This is a genomic window from Vibrio sp. 1978 (genome assembly GCF_033344345.1).
Genome location: NZ_JAWPOP010000004.1, coordinates 62,992 through 81,536, shown reverse-complemented (window position 1 = coordinate 81,536; position 18,545 = coordinate 62,992). Strand labels below are relative to the sequence as shown.

The following is an 18,545-nucleotide window of genomic DNA, read 5'->3' as shown; positions in this document are numbered from 1 at the left end:
TATCCCAGCTGATGTGACACTAACCATTCACTTTTGAGGCGCGCATCATAATCACCAAAAGTGTGAAATTAAAGCATTTTCTTATCTTGAAACAGAAATAATTTTGCAGGAAAAAGCCATCATTCCTTACCATACTGTTTTTATGAGATTAATTGGCATCTAGACACAGTTTGATAGCACTAAACTTTGTTCAACAATTGTTTCAATTTCATGACCTTGAAAGTGGTTAATTATCAACCATACAGTTGAGATTGCAAGGATTGTAGGTGAGTTGTGATGTTAGATGTGGAAAGATTTCTTTATAATGACGATTACATTAATTGACTGGAATTCCAGTCAAAATTTTACAAGTTAGTCTTGGATAAACTATGAACGACGATTTTGAGAAAGATTTCAATCTTGGGGGGAGTGTAGAGCGAGCTTTGTCTGGCAACTACGAGCTTAAAGCTGGCGCGGTTTTTAACGAAGCTTGGCGAGCAACCATCCAGCACTTTTTATCATTTTCTCCTGCCATTATTGTATTGCTTTTTGTCCAGTTAGGTATTTTCTATATTGCATTAAAACTGCAGTTGGGCGATTTGAGCGTTATTCTTGATGCATTTGAGAACCCAGAGTCGTTCACAAACGATATTGTGTCTTCTATTTATGTCGCGAATTTCAGTTATGAGGTGATTAGCGCACCAATTTATGCGGGGATCAGCTTGATGGCTATGAGCCATGTCGCCGGCCTGAAGACTAAGTTGCGCCATGTTGGAAAGGGGTTGCAGTTCACCATTCCTGTTATTCTAGCAACGCTCATGAGCTTAATGCTACAAGGTGTGGTTGGTATGATTTTTCCTTTACTGTCGCTGTATCTTTCCTTGGCATTTAGTCACTCTATTTTGTTGATTTGTGAGAAAAGGGTGCCACCAATGCAAGCGTTGCTGTTATCACTTCGCGCAATCAACAAGAAGATTTTTGTGGTCGCGGGGCTTTACTTAGGCGTGATGTTAATGTTTATTATTGCAGCAATGTTCTACGGTATTGGCTTGATTTTTGTGCTGCCATTCTTCTTCCATTTGAAAGGCATACTCTACCGCGAAATGTTTGGAATTAAGCTTAAGATCGTTACAACACAGAAAAACGATAATGATCACGATGGTAACTCACAGGTGTTTGATGCCTAATTCTTTGAAATCAATAAGTTTACGAGTGGCGGCAACCTGTATAGCCGCCACTTTTATTTCTATAGGCCCATATTTACACTACGAGAAACAGTTTAAATATGTGGAAAATCCTGACGTACTCTCTGGCAAGATTAAGCATGTCGATTTATCACACTTGCCATACATCGGTGATATCCCAGACTTCAATTCAATAAAAGATACGAAAGAGAAAAAAGCTGCTTTTTTTGATTTTTTAAGGCCTAAAATTGCTCTTGAGAATCAACGAATTCGTCATGAGCGGGCCTTTCTTACCTCTTTAAAGGTGGGACAAATGACGCAAGAACAACAAGAGTATGCTCAGCGGTTATCATCTCTGTATTCGTTGCCCTTGAGTAACGATAAGATTGATCAAGCATGGCTAGACGAGATGCTTGTGCGAGTGAACGTCTTACCTGAAGCCTTGGTTCTAACTCAAGCGGCAAATGAATCTGCGTGGGGCACTTCTCGTTTTGCTACTCAAGCAAACAACTTGTTCGGCCAATGGTGTTATAAAAAGGGCTGTGGAATTGTTCCAGCGCAACGTGGCGCTAACAAAGTTCATGAAGTTGAAAAATTCGATTCTGTACAACAGTCTGTTCATGGCTACTTTATGAACGTTAATCGAAACCCAGCGTATGCAGACCTGCGTGAAATCAGAACATCTCTGGCTGAAAAGAACAAGGGCTTGTTAACGGTCGCAACCGCGTCAGAGTTAACGCATGGGTTGCTAGCCTATTCTGAACGTGGCATCGCCTATGTACACGATCTTCGCGCTATGATTCGTCATAACAACGCCTACTGGACGCAATAAAATAACGGATAAAATGAAAAAGTTAAGCCTAAGTCTGTTGGGAAGTGCGGCGCTAATTCTTGCATCGCCGATAACCCAAGCTCAAGAGTACATGTTCACGTACTCAAAGTTATATACTCAACTAAAAAACAACAATAAAGAAGGGCATGACGATGTGAAAGTTGGTGTCTTTTTTGTGGACGCAAAAACTAAACAAATTTGTATGATAGAAAAAGCTTGGATGGAAAAAGAAGAGCACTATGAAGAGTTTGTTATCCCTGCTTCACAAGAGTTGCCTTTACCTGTTGATAAAAACTTAAAGTCAGCGAATCCGTTGGTTTTTGTCGATACCCCAAAAGATACACGTTGCGATTACTCACTTGTTGTGATGACCAAAGAACCATTACAGGGTAACGTTTCTTACGACCAACTTAAGCCTCTTTTACCTCAAATGCAGACGATGCTGGAAGATTTAGGCGGTATGTTTGCGGGTTGGTTTACACCGGAGGTTCAAGGTGTGACGATGGAGTTTGCAAATCAACTGAATGATAAAGTGATTTTCTCAAACGGAACCGAAAAGCCAATTGTCAATGGCAAGATACAAGTCGCACTAAGTGAAATAGGGCAAGGTGGCACAATGACACTACCAGAACCGACGATGCGAGTGTTACCTTATCTACCTAACGCAAAGAAATGAACACTGAACGTTTAGAAAGGGCTGCAATCGCAGCTCTTTTTTAATTTTGACCGTAACTAAAGTATCTTTCACACTCTTTTCTTAAAGACTCAATAAGACAAACATTTAATCCTGCGTAAAAAGCTCGTATAATCCACGCCCCAAAGAAACCCATGTTAGGAAGTCCTAGTCGATTTATCGGCGATGTGAGAGCCCGCAATGAACCAAATAGATACAAGAAAAGAAACCCTAGAATTCAACAAGCTTCAGAAACGCCTAAGAAGACATGTTGGAAATGCCATTACTGATTACAACATGATCGAAGAAGGCGATGTTGTAATGGCATGTATTAGCGGTGGTAAAGATTCATTCGCGATGCTTGATATCCTGCTGAATCTTCAAAAAGCCGCACCGATCAAATTTGAAGTGGTTGCGGTAAACCTAGACCAAAAACAACCGGGCTTCCCTGAGCACATTCTGCCAGAGTATTTCGAAACACTGAATATCCCTTACTATATCGTCGATAAGGACACGTATTCCGTCGTAAAAGAGAAGGTACCAGAAGGCAAAACCACTTGTGGTCTGTGTTCACGCCTGCGACGTGGTACGCTGTATTCATTTGCAGAGAAGATTGGTGCAACTAAGCTTGCGCTAGGTCATCACATGGATGACATCGTCGAAACAATGTTCTTGAATATGTTCCACGGCTCTCGCCTTAAAGCGATGCCACCAAAGCTACGCTCTGATGATGGTCGTAACGTGGTCATTCGTCCATTGACTTACTGTCGTGAAAAAGATTTGATCAAATACGCTGAGCACAAGGATTTCCCAATAATTCCGTGTAACCTTTGTGGCTCTCAAGAGAACCTTCAGCGTCAATCTATAAAAGCAATGTTGATTGAATGGGATAAGAAGACGCCAGGGCGTGTGGAAGCAATTTTTAAATCAATTCAAAACGTAAGCCCAAGCCAACTAGCAGACCGCGAATTGTTCGACTTTGTTAACTTACCGCTAGATCGTGAAGGTAACCGCGAAGAGTATGAATTTAATGAGGCTGTCGTTTCTTCGACGAATATTGATGAATCAATGTTCATCGATGTTACGAACATCTAACTCGTAAAAAAGGAGGTCAATTAGACCTCCTTTTTTGTACCCAATGCTTTAACTGTTCCCAAACAAAAATCCCCCTGTATTGGGGGGATTTATTAGCGCTTATTTGAAAGCGCTCAATACATAACAATACTAAAGAGAGATTAGGTTGCTGTATTTGGATCTAGAGGACTAATGTAGCCTTTTGGTTTTAGAGCCAACACATCGCAATTTATTTTATCAATTACGTGCTCCGCTGTATTACCAATAAAGACAGCAGAAAGCCCTGTTCGCCCTGTGGTACCTAAAATAACCATTGCTGCGTTCAAGCGCTCTGCAGCTGCCGGAATGACATCTTCAGGTAAACCTTGCTCAACTATCGTTTGTTCTTCATCAAGACCATGTTTTTGGCGTAGTGCTTTCATAGCCGTTAAATGATGACCTCGCACCGCATCGGTATAAGTCGTTGGGTCAAATTCAGGAAGTTCAATCGTAATGTTCGCCGGTGTAACGGGGTAGGCGTTAACAAGATATGGCTTGGCCTCAAGCCGAGTGGTGATTTCTTTTAATCGCTCGACCATCGTATCGTTGAGATCAATATGAGTCGGGTTTTCTGAGCCCACATGTACTGAGGCAAGGATACTTGCTTGTTCCGGCCAAGCAGCATTCTTAATAAGAAGCACTGGAATAGGGCATTTTCGCAACAAGTGCCAATCTGTCGGTGTGAAAATGACAGACTCTAAAACATCATGCTTACGTGTGCCTTTGATGACTAGGTCATGATTGCCTGCATAGACTTCAGCAATAATCGCCTCATAAGGGCGGTTGTGCCAGACAACACAAACATCAAAGTCGAAGCCATCGTTTAGGTATGGTTGAGCAATTTTACGCATCCACTGCTCACGCTGATGAATGACACCTCGACGCATAGCATCTCTTTCATCCACTGACAGCATTGACGTCATGTCATACGAGAAATCGTAAATGGATAAAAAGAAAGTGATTCGGCTTCTAGATACACTTTTCTGAGCTAATTGAACAGCTCTTGCAAGTGCGGGCTGCTCATCATTATTGATGTCAGCGACAACAAGGATCTTACTGTATATACTCATAACTAAGCCCACTTCTATTGCAAAACCAGATACTGAATGTAAATTAAATCAGTATTTTGGAGTACTCACCGTACATTTTTACTGTAGCTTAGTTTGGAGAACTTTTTGAGGACTTTCGAAAGGAATTTATGAGAAATATGATGTAGCTCATTTTCGAGCTACATCAATAATTAGGGTGTATTATTCTTTAGTTACACCAGCAAGTTCCATCAATGCATCGTGGTCTAAGATAGTGATATATTTACCTTTTACGCTTAGGATCTCTGATTTCTGGAAACGACCTAACAAACGACTGATCGTTTCGACTGTAAGACCAAGGTAGTTGCCAATATCACCACGAGTCATAGTTAAACGAAACTCTCTAGGGCTGAAGCCACGCTGAGAAAAACGCGTTGATAGGTTGTAAAGGAAAGCAGCTAGTCGCTCTTCTGCATTCTTTTTAGAAAGAAGCAAAATCATTTCCTGATCACCTTTAATTTCGTTACTCATCAAACGCATGATTTGCTGGCGAAGCTTAGGCATCTTACCCGATAGATCGTCTAAAATTTCGTATGGGATTTCACATACCATCGACGTTTCGAGTGCTTGAGCAAAGCTAGGGTGGGAGTCACCAGTGATAGCATCGAAACCGACTAAGTCTCCAGCTAAGTGAAACGCTGTGATTTGCTCATCACCTTGCTCTGTGATCGTATAGCTCTTGATGGTACCAGAGCGGATAGCGTATAGCGATTTTAGCTCATCACCGGCCTTAAAAAGCTCTTGTCCTTTTTGAATAGGCTTCTTACGTTCGATGATTTGGTCAAGCTGATCAAGTTCTGCCTCATTTAGAGTGAACGGGATACACAGTTGACTAATGCTACAATCTTGGCAATGAATGGCGCAACCGCCTGATTGGATACGCTTTGTTGCAGGTTTTTCAGAAATCATAACAACCTTTCACTATTTGATATACATCAATATTTTAGCATCGCTTAATCCTAAAGGGTAGCAAAAATGTCACCTCAATAGAGTTTAACGTTATATGAAACCGAGTAACGCTAAGGCTCCTACAGCGGTATACGTACCATACCCAATAAGGATTAATGCTGAAATATTTCTAAATATTAATGATTTTTGTAATTTCTGAAAATGATTGGCACCATATCCAATAATAAGCATTGCAGGTAGCGTTCCAAGCCCAAACGCAAGCATAATTAGGCCGCCGTTCATCGCACTACCAGAAACCGCCGACCAAGTAAGCGCTGAATAAACTAAGCCACATGGTAACCAACCCCAAATAAAGCCAAATGGCAACGCGTGAAGAGGATGCTTTAGTGGCAACAGATTCTTCCCTGCCGGCGAGATAAAGCGCCAGATATACTGCCCTAGCTTTTCTATTAAAAGTAAGCCTTGCCACCATTTAGCAATATACAGCGCGACCAGGATCATGAATAACGCAGCAATCAGCCTTAACCAAGCAAGAGAGTGCGTTAACCCACTAAGCTCAGATAAACCTGATATAGCACCACCCACTAATGCACCTATTAAGGTATAACTGATCAATCGTCCGAGGTTGTAGAAGAGGGGGATAAGAGGGGTAGTTTTATTTTTAGCAGAAGAGCCCATGGTAAGTAGAGACGCGATACCACCACACATACCCATACAATGACCGGCTCCTACTAAGCCGATCATCAACGCACCGATAAAATCAGGAGTCATAAAGGTCGCTACTTTTTATCACTATTAGGTTGGTCTTCTTCGTCGAGAAGAATGTTGTGCCCTTGCCGTTCAAGATCTTCAAACTGATCGCTTCTTACCGCCCAAAGAAAAACGGCGACAGCAACACAAACGAGAACGATAGCGATGGGAATCAATATATAAAGACTTTCCATGTTTGCTTTCTCTACTTATTTCTCTTTGAGCAGGCGCAAAGAGTTAGATACAACGATAATTGAGCTTGCAGACATGCCAACTACTGCAATGTAGGGAGCCACTAAACCTGCGACCGCCAAAGGCAAAATTAACAGGTTGTAACCCAAAGACCAAGCCAAGTTTTCTCGAATAATCTTTCTTGTACGCAGTGCAAGCAAACGTGCTTCTAGTAGCTTTTCGAGATTATCCCCAAGTAACGTCATATCTGCAGAAGCTTTAGCGACATCTGTACCACCGCCCATTGCGACAGAAAGGTGAGCTCCGGCGAGAGTCGGCGCGTCATTGATTCCATCACCAACCATCATAGTGATACTGTTTTCGTCCAAGCTATTAAGGTATGCAAGCTTATCTTCTGGCTTTGCTGACGCGACGATGTGATCGATACCAATTTCATTCGCCACTGGTTGGGCGTTTGAGAGAGAATCACCAGTTAGCAGGGTTGTCTTAATTCCAGCGTCAGCAAAACGTTGAATAAAGGCTTTGCTTTCTTTTCGGATAGGGTCGCGGTAGTAAAAGCTAGCGACATGCTTGCCATCAACCGACAGATAGACCGCCTGGCTTTCACCACTTTCTTTGCCTTGAACAAAAGCAGCACTACCTATCTTAACGATTTTGCCATTCCACATACCCTCAATCCCTGAACCAATCACGTTTTGCACGTCAGACACGATAAAGTCATCATTGGTGTAAGTTGCAAAAGAACGAGCGATAGGGTGGTTTGCATGAGCCTCTAAAGCTGCAGCTAGTGATAGACAATCTTTCTGTGGGAGATCACTAAGTACCTTTGTTTCACAGATCTCAATATCACCTTTCGTTAGAGTGCCTGTTTTATCTACAACTAAGTGGTTGATCTTACATAGTGTCTCAAACACATGGCCTTTACGAAGCAAAATGCCAAAATTACCCATTCTAGAGGTAGCACAAGTGAGAGCGGTCGGAGTAGCCAGAGATAGCGCACATGGGCATGTAGCGACTAACACAGACAGCATGATCCAAAACGCATCATCTGGTTTTGTTTGATGCCAGTAAAACCAAGTACCAGCAGAGATAATAAGAATCACACCAACAAAGTAACGGGCGACAATGTCTGCAATTTCCGCAATTTTAGGTTTGGAGTGTTGAGCTTCATCTTGTAAACGCACGATGTTAGAAATCATTGAATCGGCCTTTGAGCTTACTACCTCAAGTTCAAATGATTCGTCTCCGTTTAGCGTTCCCGCATAGACGACATCGCCTTCTCGTTTCACAACGTGCACTGACTCACCCGTTAACATGGATTCATCAATATGAATACGGCCTGAAATAACTTTACCGTCAGCGGGGATATGTTCACCAGGTAGAACGCGAATACGATCGCCAACTTTTAGCGTCTTCACGGGTATCTGATCACCGTCCAGCGTTGTAGCAATTGCAGGAATCAACTTAAGAAGGTTACCACTCGCTGCAGCAGCTTTGCGACGAGCGCGCATCTCTAAGAATCGACCTACTAACAAAAAGAAGGTAAACATCGAGATAGATTCAAAGAAGACTTCGCCTTGTTCAGTTACTGTTGCAACTAAACTTGCAACATAGGCAAAGATCAACGCGATAGAAACCGGGACATCCATACCAAGGGTTCGGCCTTTGATACTGCGCCATGCGTTTAAGTAAAATGGAAGAGCGGAATAAAGCAAAACAGGAGTAGCAAAAATCAAACTTACCCAACGAAAGTAACTTTTAAACTCTGGCTCTAAATCACCAAAGACTTCGAGATACAGTGCAACGGCGAGCATCATGACCTGCATGGTTGCTAAACCTGCAATACCTAGCCGATATAGATATTGCTTCATCATTCGATGGTAAGAGGCTTCTTGCTTATCTGCTTCAAAAGGTGCAGCTTTGTAACCAAGTTTATGAATAACGGAAAGGAGCTCGCTTAACCGTACCTGAGTTTTATCCCAGGCTAGTAACGCTCGATTGGTGGTTGTATTAACACGGATAGATACCAACCCGGCCGTATTAGAAACTTGCTTTTCGATTAACCACGCACAAGCGGCACATGAAACGCCTTCCAAAGAAAGGGTTACTTCAGAAACATTTTCGCGATTTCGTACGAATTCAGATTGTACATCCGCATTGTCATAATGAATTAAAGCTTGGAGTTGCTCTGGTATTAGATCTGCCTTTTCTGCAGGCGCAGTGCGGTATTGGTAATATGATACAAGACCACTATCGACAATAGTCTGCGCCACAGTTTCGCAGCCCGGACAACACATGTCGCGAATTTCACCCAATATTTCTACTTTGAAATCCGTGTTGGCTGGTACATCTTCACCGCAGTGATAACAGGATTTACACATATGCTTACTTCATTAACGGTGTTGAAGAGGCAGGAAACTCAACTTTACCTTGGATCATCCATTGCTTGTCGTGTGGTTGTAGTTCAACAAACCATGGTCCTTGAATAGATTCCTCAGCTTTTAGTCGGTAATTACCAGATGCATCCGCTGTTACAAGCTTTGTGAAGTCACGATCAGGAAGAGTACGATGAGTGAAAGTGGCCGTTAGAGCAGGGTAATGAGGTAGCTTCCCTTTAGCGAAAACAATCACAACATTGTTATTTTCAGAGGAAATCTCAGCGTTAAGACCTAGGTCACGAGCGACATTCATTTTACTAATGTCGATATTAATGCCTTTGCCTTTTTTATAGTAATCCTCGGCGACTAAAGAAACAGAGTTGTTCGAGAAAACGACCACAGTAATCACAGTCCAAACTACGACAGTAAGAGGAAGGATGATTAGGAACCACGGCCAAAATTGTTTATACCAAGGCTTTACCATAAAAAAGTTCTCAACAGCTAAATGAAAAAATGTAAGGCGTTAAATTTAAAGGAAAGACAGCCCCTATGAAAGGGGCTGTTATTGCTATGTTACGTAATATCTCAGTTACTTACTCTCTGAGTTACTTAAACTCCAGACATATGAGGCAACAAGCTGAACTTTATCTTCACCCAAAATGTCTTTCCACGCAGGCATTACGCCTGAGCGTCCGTTCATTACGGTTTCTGTTACAGCTGCACGAGAGTCACCAAACAACCAGTCTTGGTCTGTAAGGTCAGGCGCACCGACTGCAGGGTTACCCTTACCATCGGTACCATGACAAGCTGCACACACTACGAAGCGTGCTTTACCTGCCGCGGCTTCACGAGCATTTACTTTACGACCAGATAGACTAAGTGTGTAACTTACAACTTCTTGAACACCTTGCTCACCAAGGGCATCTTTCCATGCTGGCATTTGACCAATACGGCCGTGCATGATGGTTGTAACGATCGCTGCTGGCTCGCCACCATATAGCCATGCATCATCAGTCAGGTTAGGGAAGCCTTTCTGACCACGTGCATCAGAGCCATGGCATTGAGAACAGTTTTGCAAAAACAAACGCTGACCAACTTTTAATGCTTCAGGATCTTGCGCAATTTCAGGAATTGGGCGTAGACCACTGTCATTGTGCGCAAGTTTACGGAATGCTTCGCCGAAGTAAGCGTCGGCATCATCCAGTTCTTTTGCATATTGGTTTAGTTGCTTGTTCTCTTGTGCTGCAGCGATGGCTTCTTTTGACTCTTCTAGTGAGCGAACGGTTTGAGCCGAACTCTGCCAGTTTAAAAAGCCCTTGAAGCTACCTAGACCTGGGAATAGGGCAAGGTAAACTGCTGCGAACACAAATGTGCTTACAAACAGGTAAGTCCACCACTTTGGTAGAGGGTTGTTTAGCTCGCGAATACCATCGTACTCGTGGCCCATGTCTTCCCCTTCCTCGACGCCCATTTTATCTTTAGCGCACCAAGTCAGGAGAATCGCACAGCCTACTAGCGTACCGACAGTAATCACGATAATCCAGAGACTCCAGAATGTAGTCATTACTTCTTCACTCCTTGGTTATTAGGGGTCTTTTGTTCTTCGTCAGCAAACACCAAGTTGGCATCTTCTTCAAAGCGTGCTTTACGCTTTTTACTAAATGCCCACCATACGATGCCAATAAAACTAGCGAAGAGTACAACGGTATAAATACTATGAATTGTACCGAAATCCATATGATCCCCTTACTTCATTGCATGACCAAGAGACTGAAGGTAAGCGATGATTGCATCCATCTCTGTTTTACCTTCTACTTCTTTAGCCGAATTCGCGATCTCTTCATCAGTGTATGGAACGCCGAACTGATCACGAAATAGCTCAAGTTTCTTCTGAGTTAACTTACCGTCTAAAACGTTTTCAGCTAGCCACGGGAAACCTGGCATGTTTGACTCAGGTACAAGCTCACGAGGATCTAACAGGTGAACACGGTGCCATTCGTCAGAATAACGACCACCAACACGAGCTAAATCCGGGCCTGTACGCTTAGAGCCCCAAAGGAATGGGTGTTCCCAAACACTCTCACCAGCAACAGAGTAGTGACCGTAACGTTCAGTCTCTGAGCGGAAAGGACGAACCATCTGGCTGTGACAAACGTTACAACCTTCACGGATGTAGATATCACGGCCTTCCATCTCCAAAGGAGTGTAAGCACGCAGATTTTCTACAGGTTCAGTCGTTTGCTTTTGGAAAATCAGAGGAGTGATCTCTACAAGAGCACCCCAACTGATAGCAAACACGATAAAAATAGCCAACAAACCGACATTACGTTCTAAGATTTCATGGCGATTATTAGAATTATTACTCATTCTTAAATCTCCTTATGCCGGATGTGGGATAGCTTTTAGGCTTTCTTTAGGTGCACTTACCGTTTTGTACGTGTTGTATGCCATTAGGAACATACCAGATAGGAAGATAAATCCGCCTAGGAAACGTACAAAGTAGAACGGATAAGACGCTTCTACAGATTCAACAAAACTGTAAGTTAGCGTACCGTCAGAGTTAACCGCGCGCCACATAAGACCTTGCATTACACCAGAGATCCACATCGCAACGATGTAAAGAACGGTACCGATTGTTGCTAGCCAGAAATGCACATTAACTAGACCAACAGAGTACATACGCTCTTGGCCAAATAGGCGAGGTACCAAGTGATATACAGAGCCGATAGAAACCATCGCAACCCAACCTAACGCACCAGAGTGAACGTGACCAATGGTCCAGTCTGTGTAGTGAGAAAGTGCGTTAACCGTCTTAATCGACATCATCGGGCCTTCAAAGGTAGACATACCGTAGAACGACAGTGAAACGATTAGGAAACGTAGGATAGGGTCATAACGAAGCTTATGCCATGCACCAGATAACGTCATAATACCGTTGATCATACCACCCCAAGAAGGAGCAAATAGAACCAGCGACATAACCATACCTAGAGACTGAGTCCAGTCTGGTAGCGCTGTATAATGAAGGTGGTGAGGGCCTGCCCAAATATATAGAGAAATAAGTGCCCAGAAGTGAACGATAGATAGACGGTAAGAATAAACAGGACGTTCAGCTTGTTTAGGAACGAAGTAGTACATCATACCTAGGAAACCAGCGGTCAGTAGGAAACCTACCGCATTGTGTCCATACCACCACTGAACCATCGCATCCACTGCGCCCGAGTAAATCGAGTAAGATTTACCAAGTGACACAGGAATAGCCATGCTGTTCACGATGTGAAGTACTGCTACTGTGATAATAAAGGCACCGAAGAACCAGTTTGCCACATAAATATGTGACGTGTTTCGCTTCACTAGTGTGCCGAAGAACACCACCGCATATGATACCCATACTAGCGCAATTGCGATATCAATAGGCCATTCTAGCTCAGCATACTCTTTACCCGATGTTAAACCGAGAGGCAAAGTAATGGCTGCTGCCAGGATGATTGCTTGCCAACCCCAAAAGGTGAAGGCAACGAGTGGGCCACCAAAAAGACGTGTTTGACATGTGCGCTGTACAACATAATAAGACGTTGCGAACAGAGCACTGGTACCAAACGCAAAAATTACCGCATTAGTATGCAGTGGACGTAAGCGACTGTACGTCAACCACGGCGTATCAAAGTTTAGCTGTGGCCAAACTAATTGAGCGGCAATCAAAACACCAACAGCCATACCAACTATGCCCCATAAAATGGTCACAAGGGTAAATTGGCGAACGACTGTATAGTTGTAGTTTTGTTCAAGCTGCTTTACTTGGCTCATTTGCATGCTTCCAATTTCTAATTAACTACACTTTTACTTCCAACACGACTTGCGTCGTAACACCACCCAAGTAAACTCTAGAATTCAAGTGTTATCATCACCTTATTTCCATTGCTGACTTTAATAAAAAGTGGCATTTTCAGCGTGACACTATACTTGAATTAACAATTCAATGACAGGGTAGTAACCTTACTGGACCTCTGGAAATCATTTTTTATTTAAAAAGTTTGAAGTTTGTAACAAGGATATTAGTAATTATGCCTGCACAAAAGTTAACAAAGGCGCGACTTGCACAAATCTTAATCATGCTCAGTGTTTTAATAGGCGCATTTTTCTGGCGTACCTTTACACACGAGAGTGTTAATAGCGTTGACTGTTCACAAAAAGAACGATGCGATGTAACAATTGAAGGAGAAATAATCACGATTAATCGTGACTCAATGGGAATTTCGCTCGAAACGACAGAAAGTAGCACTCTAAAAATTGATCTAAATCAATCTGGTAATTTTATCAATCTCAACGAAAAGCATAAGTCAGTAGAATGGGACATCATGCCTGAATCGAAAAAAATCACCTTTAAAAAAGGTGAAAACATTGTTGTAGTTCAATTATAAATACGATCTATCACGAGATAATCGTAACTTATTAATGAAATTAACACCTTCTTACCTAGAGAAAATTGGTTGGAATGGTATAACAGCAGAGTGATATCCAATTATAAAATCGTATGCATTGCCAATCAGTTTTTACTCATATTAAAGATGAAGACTCAGCGATAAAAACGCTCAGGTCCGAATTGACACAACAGAACTTGTCTTACGTGATGTGTTACTACACGGAAGAATACAATTTCGAGTTGATTCGAGAAGCGTTTCTTGCGCATTTTCCTGGTGTGCCTTTTCATGGCGCCAGTTCATGTCAAGCCGTAATGACAGATCAGGGCTTTCATACAGGACCAGTAATTGCGGCACTTGCTGTTTATGATACAGGTCCTCATGCTTATGGTACTGGTATTTCTAATCACAACTCAGGTGACAGCGTCACCAAGGCTTTGGATATGGCCCTTGAGAACGCAAACCGTGTAGGAGAGGTACCAAACTTAATTCTACTTCATGCTACACCAGGGCAAGAGGAATCAATCATTGCGTCTATAGATGAAAGATTTGGAACTCTAATTCCAATTATTGGTGGTTCGGCCGCTGATAATAACATCGCTGGGAAATGGTCTGTGATAACCGCCCAAGGCTCTCAAACTTCAGGTTTAAGCTTAACTCTCTTTTACTCCTCTCAACCTGTTGATATCGCTTTTAGCGCTGGGCATACACCAACTAATATCAAAGGTGTTGCAACCAAGACCAACGATAGATGCTTACTTGAAATTGATAATGAACCTGCGCTCAATGTTTATAGAAGGTGGACAAATCACCAGGATAACCAAGTAGGTAAAGATAATATGCTGTTTACAAACTCGAGTGCTTATCCATTAGGGCGGATCGCAGGTCATCTCTATGATCGCCCATATTACAAGTTATCCCATCCGATCCGTGAGACGCCAGATGGTGGAATCGAGTTGTTTACACGAATAGAAGAGGGTGACGAGCTCACATTAATGAAAGGAAGTCGTGAGCATCTCGTTGCGCGCGCTGCAAAAGTCGTCAATGCCGCTTTTAACCAAAAATTAGAAGAGTCTCGAAAAATTGGAGTGATAAATATCTTTTGCGCAGGTCCCATGTTGCACTTAATGCAAGACATGAATAGCGTTTGTGAACAAATTAACCAAGAACTAGAACATTTGCCTTTTATTTGCCCTTTTACTTTCGGCGAGCAAGGTAGATTTATTGGTGGTGAGAATGGACATGGAAACCTGATGATTTCATCGGCTATATTCCATAAACCTTATGAAAGATAAATACTTAGACATATATCAACAGGAAGCGCTTCAAGAAGCGTTAGTTGAGCTAAAGCAGGCTAGACAAAGAGAACGACTACTCGCCGATGAAAACAAGGCCATTCTTTCCGCGATATCTGCGATGAGTGAGGCAAAGAATCGGCATGAGATATTTACGGGATTAAACAATGTCCTCAAAAAGTACATCAACTTCGATGATTTTATTGTACTGACTCGTGATGGTGAACGATATCCCTTCAAGACATTGATATCAACTAATAGCGTATTTGATAATGTATCCTGGTTACACGGTAACACCTATCAAAGAGCTCTCAATGGTGAATGCATTCTACTGTTCGAGCCAGATAAACTCGCTGAGTTTGTTAACTTAAACAGCTTTATAAAAAGCCATGTAAACTCGGTCGTTTTAACTGGTATACGTTCAGAAGTAACGCAAACCGTAATCCTACTTATTGGAGCTCAGAAAGGGCACTTTAGCATAGAGAATAAGGAAACCTTGAGGCGGTTTCGTCCCTTAATTGAAAGGGCGGTCATTGATATCGAGACGAAAGAGAAGTTACAACGTATCGTTGAAGTAAGAACAACTCAGCTCGCTAAAGCAAGAGAAGAAGCAGAGCTTGCGAACCGGTCTAAGTCGGAGTTCTTAGCGATGATGAGTCATGAAATAAGAACCCCTTTAAATTCCGTTCTTGGAATGCTAGATATACTGAAGCAATCAACCTTGTCAGAAGAACAAATTGATGCTTTGAGCCAAATGGAGTGCTCTGCAGAGTTACTTCTCGCGATAATCAGTGACATTCTTGATCTTTCTAAAATCGAGTCAGGTCGCTTTCAGCTCAATGAACAATGGATTAACTTAAGAGACACTGTCACTTTTGTTATTTCTCAGCAAAAACAAATAGCTAAGAAGAAAAATCTTAAATTCAAGCTCAACTGTACTGTCACTAATGACAAACAATTTTGGATTGACTCCACGCGGTTATCTCAAATTCTGTTTAATCTAATAGGGAATGCAATAAAGTTTACAGACGAAGGTGAAGTAAAAGTTTCTGTATCTGAGCAAGATGCTGAACTTGTGATCTCAATATCTGACACTGGAATTGGTATATCTAAAGCAAAGCAAGAGCACTTGTTTACGGCATTTCATCAAGGAGACCGTTCCATCACGAGACGCTTCGGTGGTACAGGACTGGGGCTCGCAATAACCAAGCATTTAGTCGAAATGATGCGTGGAAAGATTGCCGTTAAAAGTGATGAGCATGTTGGTTCAACCTTTACGATTTCGATTCCAGTTTTGACTCGTTGTAATCAAAATCGTCCAGTTAGAATCGAAACCAATCAACCGACAAAAGCAATGGAACTTCTCGTCGTAGAAGATACCGAATCGAATCAGTTCGTAATAAAGCTTATCTTAAATAAGCTTGGCCATAATGTTCATATCGCAAGCCATGGAGCAGAGGCATTAACATTTTTAGAAGAGAATGAGGCTTTAATCGATTTGATTCTCATGGATGTCTCGATGCCAGTGATGGATGGAATTACCGCAACAAGACTTATTCGAGATAAAGGTCTCAGGACCCCAATTATAGCGTTAACTGCACATGCGCTAGAAAGCGATAGAGATAAATGCCTGGATGCCGGTATGGACGGATTCATTTCCAAGCCAGTTAGAAGACAAGATATCTTTGAAGCTATACAGTCATTTCAATAAGTAAAAAGGCGTTAATATAGATCTTAACAATCGATAGATTATTAAGATCTATATTAAGTATTTTATGGTAAATAACCATTATGTTTAATGCTAAAGCCCTTAAATTTAAAATCTGCAAGGGAATAGGAGCATACTCAGACAACATTTAGCGTACAGCAATACATAATTTAACATAACACATATAATGCGCACCAAGGAGTGAGATCTCAAAGCAATAATGTCCGGTTTTAGCTACTTTAAAATGTCCTCCTAAGATTAACAACATTGTTTGCTTTTGAGGCTTTAACCGAGGTTCCTGTGGACTTGCAATCGCTAGTTTGGTTTGTGGTTATGCTTACGAAGCAAATCAAATCTCTTATTGAAAATTGATGCGCGCTTAGTCCCCGACTTACTGGCGTGTCCTTCCGTAAGCACCTGAATCAATCTATGTATGGTGATGATGGCCAACTCACTGAATTTGCCATTCAATGGCATCACGATTACTAACTTAAGCGCTACCAAACAAAAAAGCCTTTCATACTCGCCTCGTACAACAGCAAAAATCAGCTAAACGCTCTAATCGCTCCGCAACGAAATCTGCCAAAAATCACGAGCTCAGTTGCGTTCTGAAACATTTATAAGCCTGTGGTTATATGGAGGCGAATGTACTTTTCGGGGTATTTGTAACGATAGCGTTTTCCTTTCTTCAAGTTGGACTTAACGTACCTACACACTTTTTGGTCACCACTGCTGGTTACTCTTTTTATTACTGCGTTTTTACTTTTGTGCTCCATTTCTATCATGACGTCACAATAACCTTGATAGCCATCAAACTTATTGTCTACTTTCTTTTGAAGCTTAGTCTTAATCTTTTTAGCCAACAGGTTCGTTTCTGAATCGTCAGCAAAAACTGAATTACTTGCAAAGATCAATACCATTAAAGTTACAACGTATCTCATCGTTTTGGTCCGTTTATGTTGTTGATTGTTCGATGATAAGTAATTTTTCTGTAGATACGAAAATGGGACGCCACATTGCGTCCCATTTAACATGATGAAGTAACTGATATGTAATTAAGCGCGCTTCTTGCCTTTGTTTGCTTTGAAGCCCTGGTGCGGAAAAACGTTACGAATCCTCTGTTGAACTTTTTTGGGAATGCCTTTGGAAAAGCTTAAGCGCATTCCTGTTCGTTGGCTATACACCTTCATTTCACCAGTAAACGGGTTATGCTCACTAATATCCTGTAAGTTGTGTTTGAAAGAAGGAGGTAGATGCCCTTTTACGTTACTAATATGGCCATTATCGAACTTTACTTTTAACACCGGCCTATCGACTGCGATCAACCAAAAGATCACGATGGCTGCAATTAAGATTACATATAACATTTGGCACTCCCTATCCTAGCTAGATAGCAATTTACTCAAATCCTCTTTAATTGAGGTAACTTTTTGACTCGCTTTTTCACTTCTCGACGCTTCGGAAAGCAAATATTCAATTGCGTCAGATAACGTACAACCAAGTTCATTCGCTCTACTAGAAAGCTTTTCCCAAACTCGGTAATCTAAATCAATGGATTTCTTCTTTGTATGGACTTGCTCTGCATTGAAGTGACGTTTCCGTTTCGCTCGGATAGCCTGCTTGAGTTTATTATCTAACTCTTCTGACATGTGGTTTTCTATCCAAGCTAAGACAAGTGTAGGCTCGTGTTCAAGGCGTTTTAGTTCTGCGACCGCTGCATCTGCTTCGCTTGTATCAATATGTCGGGTAATCGCTTCACCATCTTTCCATTTTTTGATGAGATACTTCCATTTCCACCCACATTCTAGATTCTCAAGCTGCTGATATTTCATTTGTTCCGACCCATAAACATAACCTAGTGACAGCGTAACCCAGATGGTTTACTTGGGCAAATAAAACTCTTAGAAGTATCGATGTTGATCACTCATTTGTCTAAGTATTGTTCATTGAGAGATGAATGCCGAGAGCAAACCAAATTGGTGCTAGGGTGTTATAGTCCGTTTCGTTATAATGTCGGCAAGAT

General features: G+C 41.9%; 20 protein-coding genes. 7 read left to right on the top strand and 13 right to left on the bottom strand.

The features are described 5' to 3' along the window. Nucleotides 1-368: 368 nt before the first annotated feature. The 4 genes from R8N49_RS05625 to ttcA all read left to right on the top strand — a co-directional run bounded on the left by R8N49_RS05625 (nucleotide 369) and on the right by ttcA (nucleotide 3,763). A complete protein-coding gene (locus R8N49_RS05625) occupies nucleotides 369-1,166 on the top strand; it encodes a hypothetical protein (RefSeq protein WP_005389175.1) in 798 nt (265 codons plus the stop codon). After that, nucleotides 1,159-1,995 carry a glucosaminidase domain-containing protein gene (locus tag R8N49_RS05620; protein ID WP_186585044.1) on the top strand — a complete coding sequence of 279 codons (837 nt, stop codon included), beginning with the start codon at nucleotides 1,159-1,161 and terminating at the stop codon, nucleotides 1,993-1,995. Before R8N49_RS05625 ends, R8N49_RS05620 begins: the two co-directional genes overlap by 8 nt. Before the next feature lie 13 nt (nucleotides 1,996-2,008). Next, on the top strand, nucleotides 2,009-2,671 hold the full coding sequence (locus R8N49_RS05615; protein WP_025766641.1) for a DUF2987 domain-containing protein: 663 nt from the start codon (nucleotides 2,009-2,011) through the stop codon (nucleotides 2,669-2,671). Nucleotides 2,672-2,869: 198 nt separating this feature from the next. After that, complete coding sequence (gene ttcA / locus R8N49_RS05610; protein WP_005377502.1) at nucleotides 2,870-3,763, top strand: tRNA 2-thiocytidine(32) synthetase TtcA; 894 nt, start codon at nucleotides 2,870-2,872, stop codon at nucleotides 3,761-3,763. 140 nt (nucleotides 3,764-3,903) lie between these two features. Here the strand turns inward: ttcA and uspE are convergent, their stop codons facing one another. The 10 genes from uspE to ccoN all read right to left on the bottom strand — a co-directional run bounded on the left by uspE (nucleotide 3,904) and on the right by ccoN (nucleotide 12,905). Then, nucleotides 3,904-4,851, bottom strand: coding sequence for a universal stress protein UspE (uspE, locus tag R8N49_RS05605; protein ID WP_005377500.1), 948 nt, complete (start codon nucleotides 4,849-4,851; stop codon nucleotides 3,904-3,906). A gap of 180 nt (nucleotides 4,852-5,031) precedes the next feature. Next, the gene (locus tag R8N49_RS05600; RefSeq protein WP_005377497.1) at nucleotides 5,032-5,778 is read right to left on the bottom strand and encodes an FNR family transcription factor; all 747 of its coding nucleotides are present in this window, start codon (nucleotides 5,776-5,778) and stop codon (nucleotides 5,032-5,034) included. Nucleotides 5,779-5,868: 90 nt separating this feature from the next. Beyond that, a complete protein-coding gene (locus R8N49_RS05595) occupies nucleotides 5,869-6,549 on the bottom strand; it encodes a sulfite exporter TauE/SafE family protein (RefSeq protein ID WP_017634899.1) in 681 nt (226 codons plus the stop codon). A gap of 8 nt (nucleotides 6,550-6,557) precedes the next feature. Then, nucleotides 6,558-6,722, bottom strand: coding sequence for a cbb3-type cytochrome oxidase assembly protein CcoS (gene ccoS / locus R8N49_RS05590; RefSeq protein WP_186584254.1), 165 nt, complete (start codon nucleotides 6,720-6,722; stop codon nucleotides 6,558-6,560). Between the two features lie 15 nt (nucleotides 6,723-6,737). Continuing rightward, nucleotides 6,738-9,101, bottom strand: coding sequence for a heavy metal translocating P-type ATPase (locus tag R8N49_RS05585; RefSeq protein ID WP_186584252.1), 2,364 nt, complete (start codon nucleotides 9,099-9,101; stop codon nucleotides 6,738-6,740). A gap of 4 nt (nucleotides 9,102-9,105) precedes the next feature. Continuing rightward, nucleotides 9,106-9,582, bottom strand: coding sequence for a FixH family protein (locus tag R8N49_RS05580; protein ID WP_005377489.1), 477 nt, complete (start codon nucleotides 9,580-9,582; stop codon nucleotides 9,106-9,108). Between the two features lie 105 nt (nucleotides 9,583-9,687). Further along, complete coding sequence (gene ccoP / locus R8N49_RS05575; RefSeq protein ID WP_005377487.1) at nucleotides 9,688-10,662, bottom strand: cytochrome-c oxidase, cbb3-type subunit III; 975 nt, start codon at nucleotides 10,660-10,662, stop codon at nucleotides 9,688-9,690. Further along, entirely contained in the window at nucleotides 10,662-10,835 is a 174-nt protein-coding gene (locus R8N49_RS05570; protein WP_005377485.1) for a cbb3-type cytochrome oxidase subunit 3, read from the bottom strand. The genes ccoP and R8N49_RS05570 overlap by 1 nt, the downstream gene beginning before the upstream one ends. A gap of 9 nt (nucleotides 10,836-10,844) precedes the next feature. Then, entirely contained in the window at nucleotides 10,845-11,465 is a 621-nt protein-coding gene (gene ccoO, locus R8N49_RS05565) for a cytochrome-c oxidase, cbb3-type subunit II (protein WP_005377475.1), read from the bottom strand. A gap of 12 nt (nucleotides 11,466-11,477) precedes the next feature. Further along, nucleotides 11,478-12,905, bottom strand: a complete 1,428-nt coding sequence (gene ccoN / locus R8N49_RS05560; RefSeq protein ID WP_005396488.1) for a cytochrome-c oxidase, cbb3-type subunit I — start codon at nucleotides 12,903-12,905, stop codon at nucleotides 11,478-11,480. Nucleotides 12,906-13,162: 257 nt separating this feature from the next. On the opposite strand from ccoN, the gene R8N49_RS05555 reads away from it, so the two are divergent. The 3 genes from R8N49_RS05555 (at nucleotide 13,163) to R8N49_RS05545 (ending at nucleotide 16,525) form a co-directional block, all read left to right on the top strand. Next, entirely contained in the window at nucleotides 13,163-13,519 is a 357-nt protein-coding gene (locus R8N49_RS05555) for a hypothetical protein (protein WP_005377473.1), read from the top strand. Between the two features lie 113 nt (nucleotides 13,520-13,632). Beyond that, nucleotides 13,633-14,814 (top strand): FIST signal transduction protein, encoded by a 1,182-nt coding sequence (locus R8N49_RS05550; protein ID WP_017634895.1) that lies wholly within the window; start codon nucleotides 13,633-13,635, stop codon nucleotides 14,812-14,814. Beyond that, nucleotides 14,804-16,525 carry an ATP-binding protein gene (locus R8N49_RS05545; RefSeq protein ID WP_132937252.1) on the top strand — a complete coding sequence of 574 codons (1,722 nt, stop codon included), beginning with the start codon at nucleotides 14,804-14,806 and terminating at the stop codon, nucleotides 16,523-16,525. Before R8N49_RS05550 ends, R8N49_RS05545 begins: the two co-directional genes overlap by 11 nt. Nucleotides 16,526-17,139: 614 nt before the next feature. Here R8N49_RS05545 and R8N49_RS05540 read toward each other — a convergent pair. The 3 genes from R8N49_RS05540 to matP all read right to left on the bottom strand — a co-directional run bounded on the left by R8N49_RS05540 (nucleotide 17,140) and on the right by matP (nucleotide 18,354). Continuing rightward, a complete protein-coding gene (locus tag R8N49_RS05540; protein WP_025766620.1) occupies nucleotides 17,140-17,463 on the bottom strand; it encodes a hypothetical protein in 324 nt (107 codons plus the stop codon). 114 nt (nucleotides 17,464-17,577) lie between these two features. Beyond that, the gene (locus R8N49_RS05535) at nucleotides 17,578-17,889 is read right to left on the bottom strand and encodes a DUF3634 family protein (protein WP_005377468.1); all 312 of its coding nucleotides are present in this window, start codon (nucleotides 17,887-17,889) and stop codon (nucleotides 17,578-17,580) included. A gap of 15 nt (nucleotides 17,890-17,904) precedes the next feature. After that, a complete protein-coding gene (matP, locus tag R8N49_RS05530; protein WP_005396497.1) occupies nucleotides 17,905-18,354 on the bottom strand; it encodes a macrodomain Ter protein MatP in 450 nt (149 codons plus the stop codon). Between the last annotated feature and the right edge of the window lie 191 nt (nucleotides 18,355-18,545).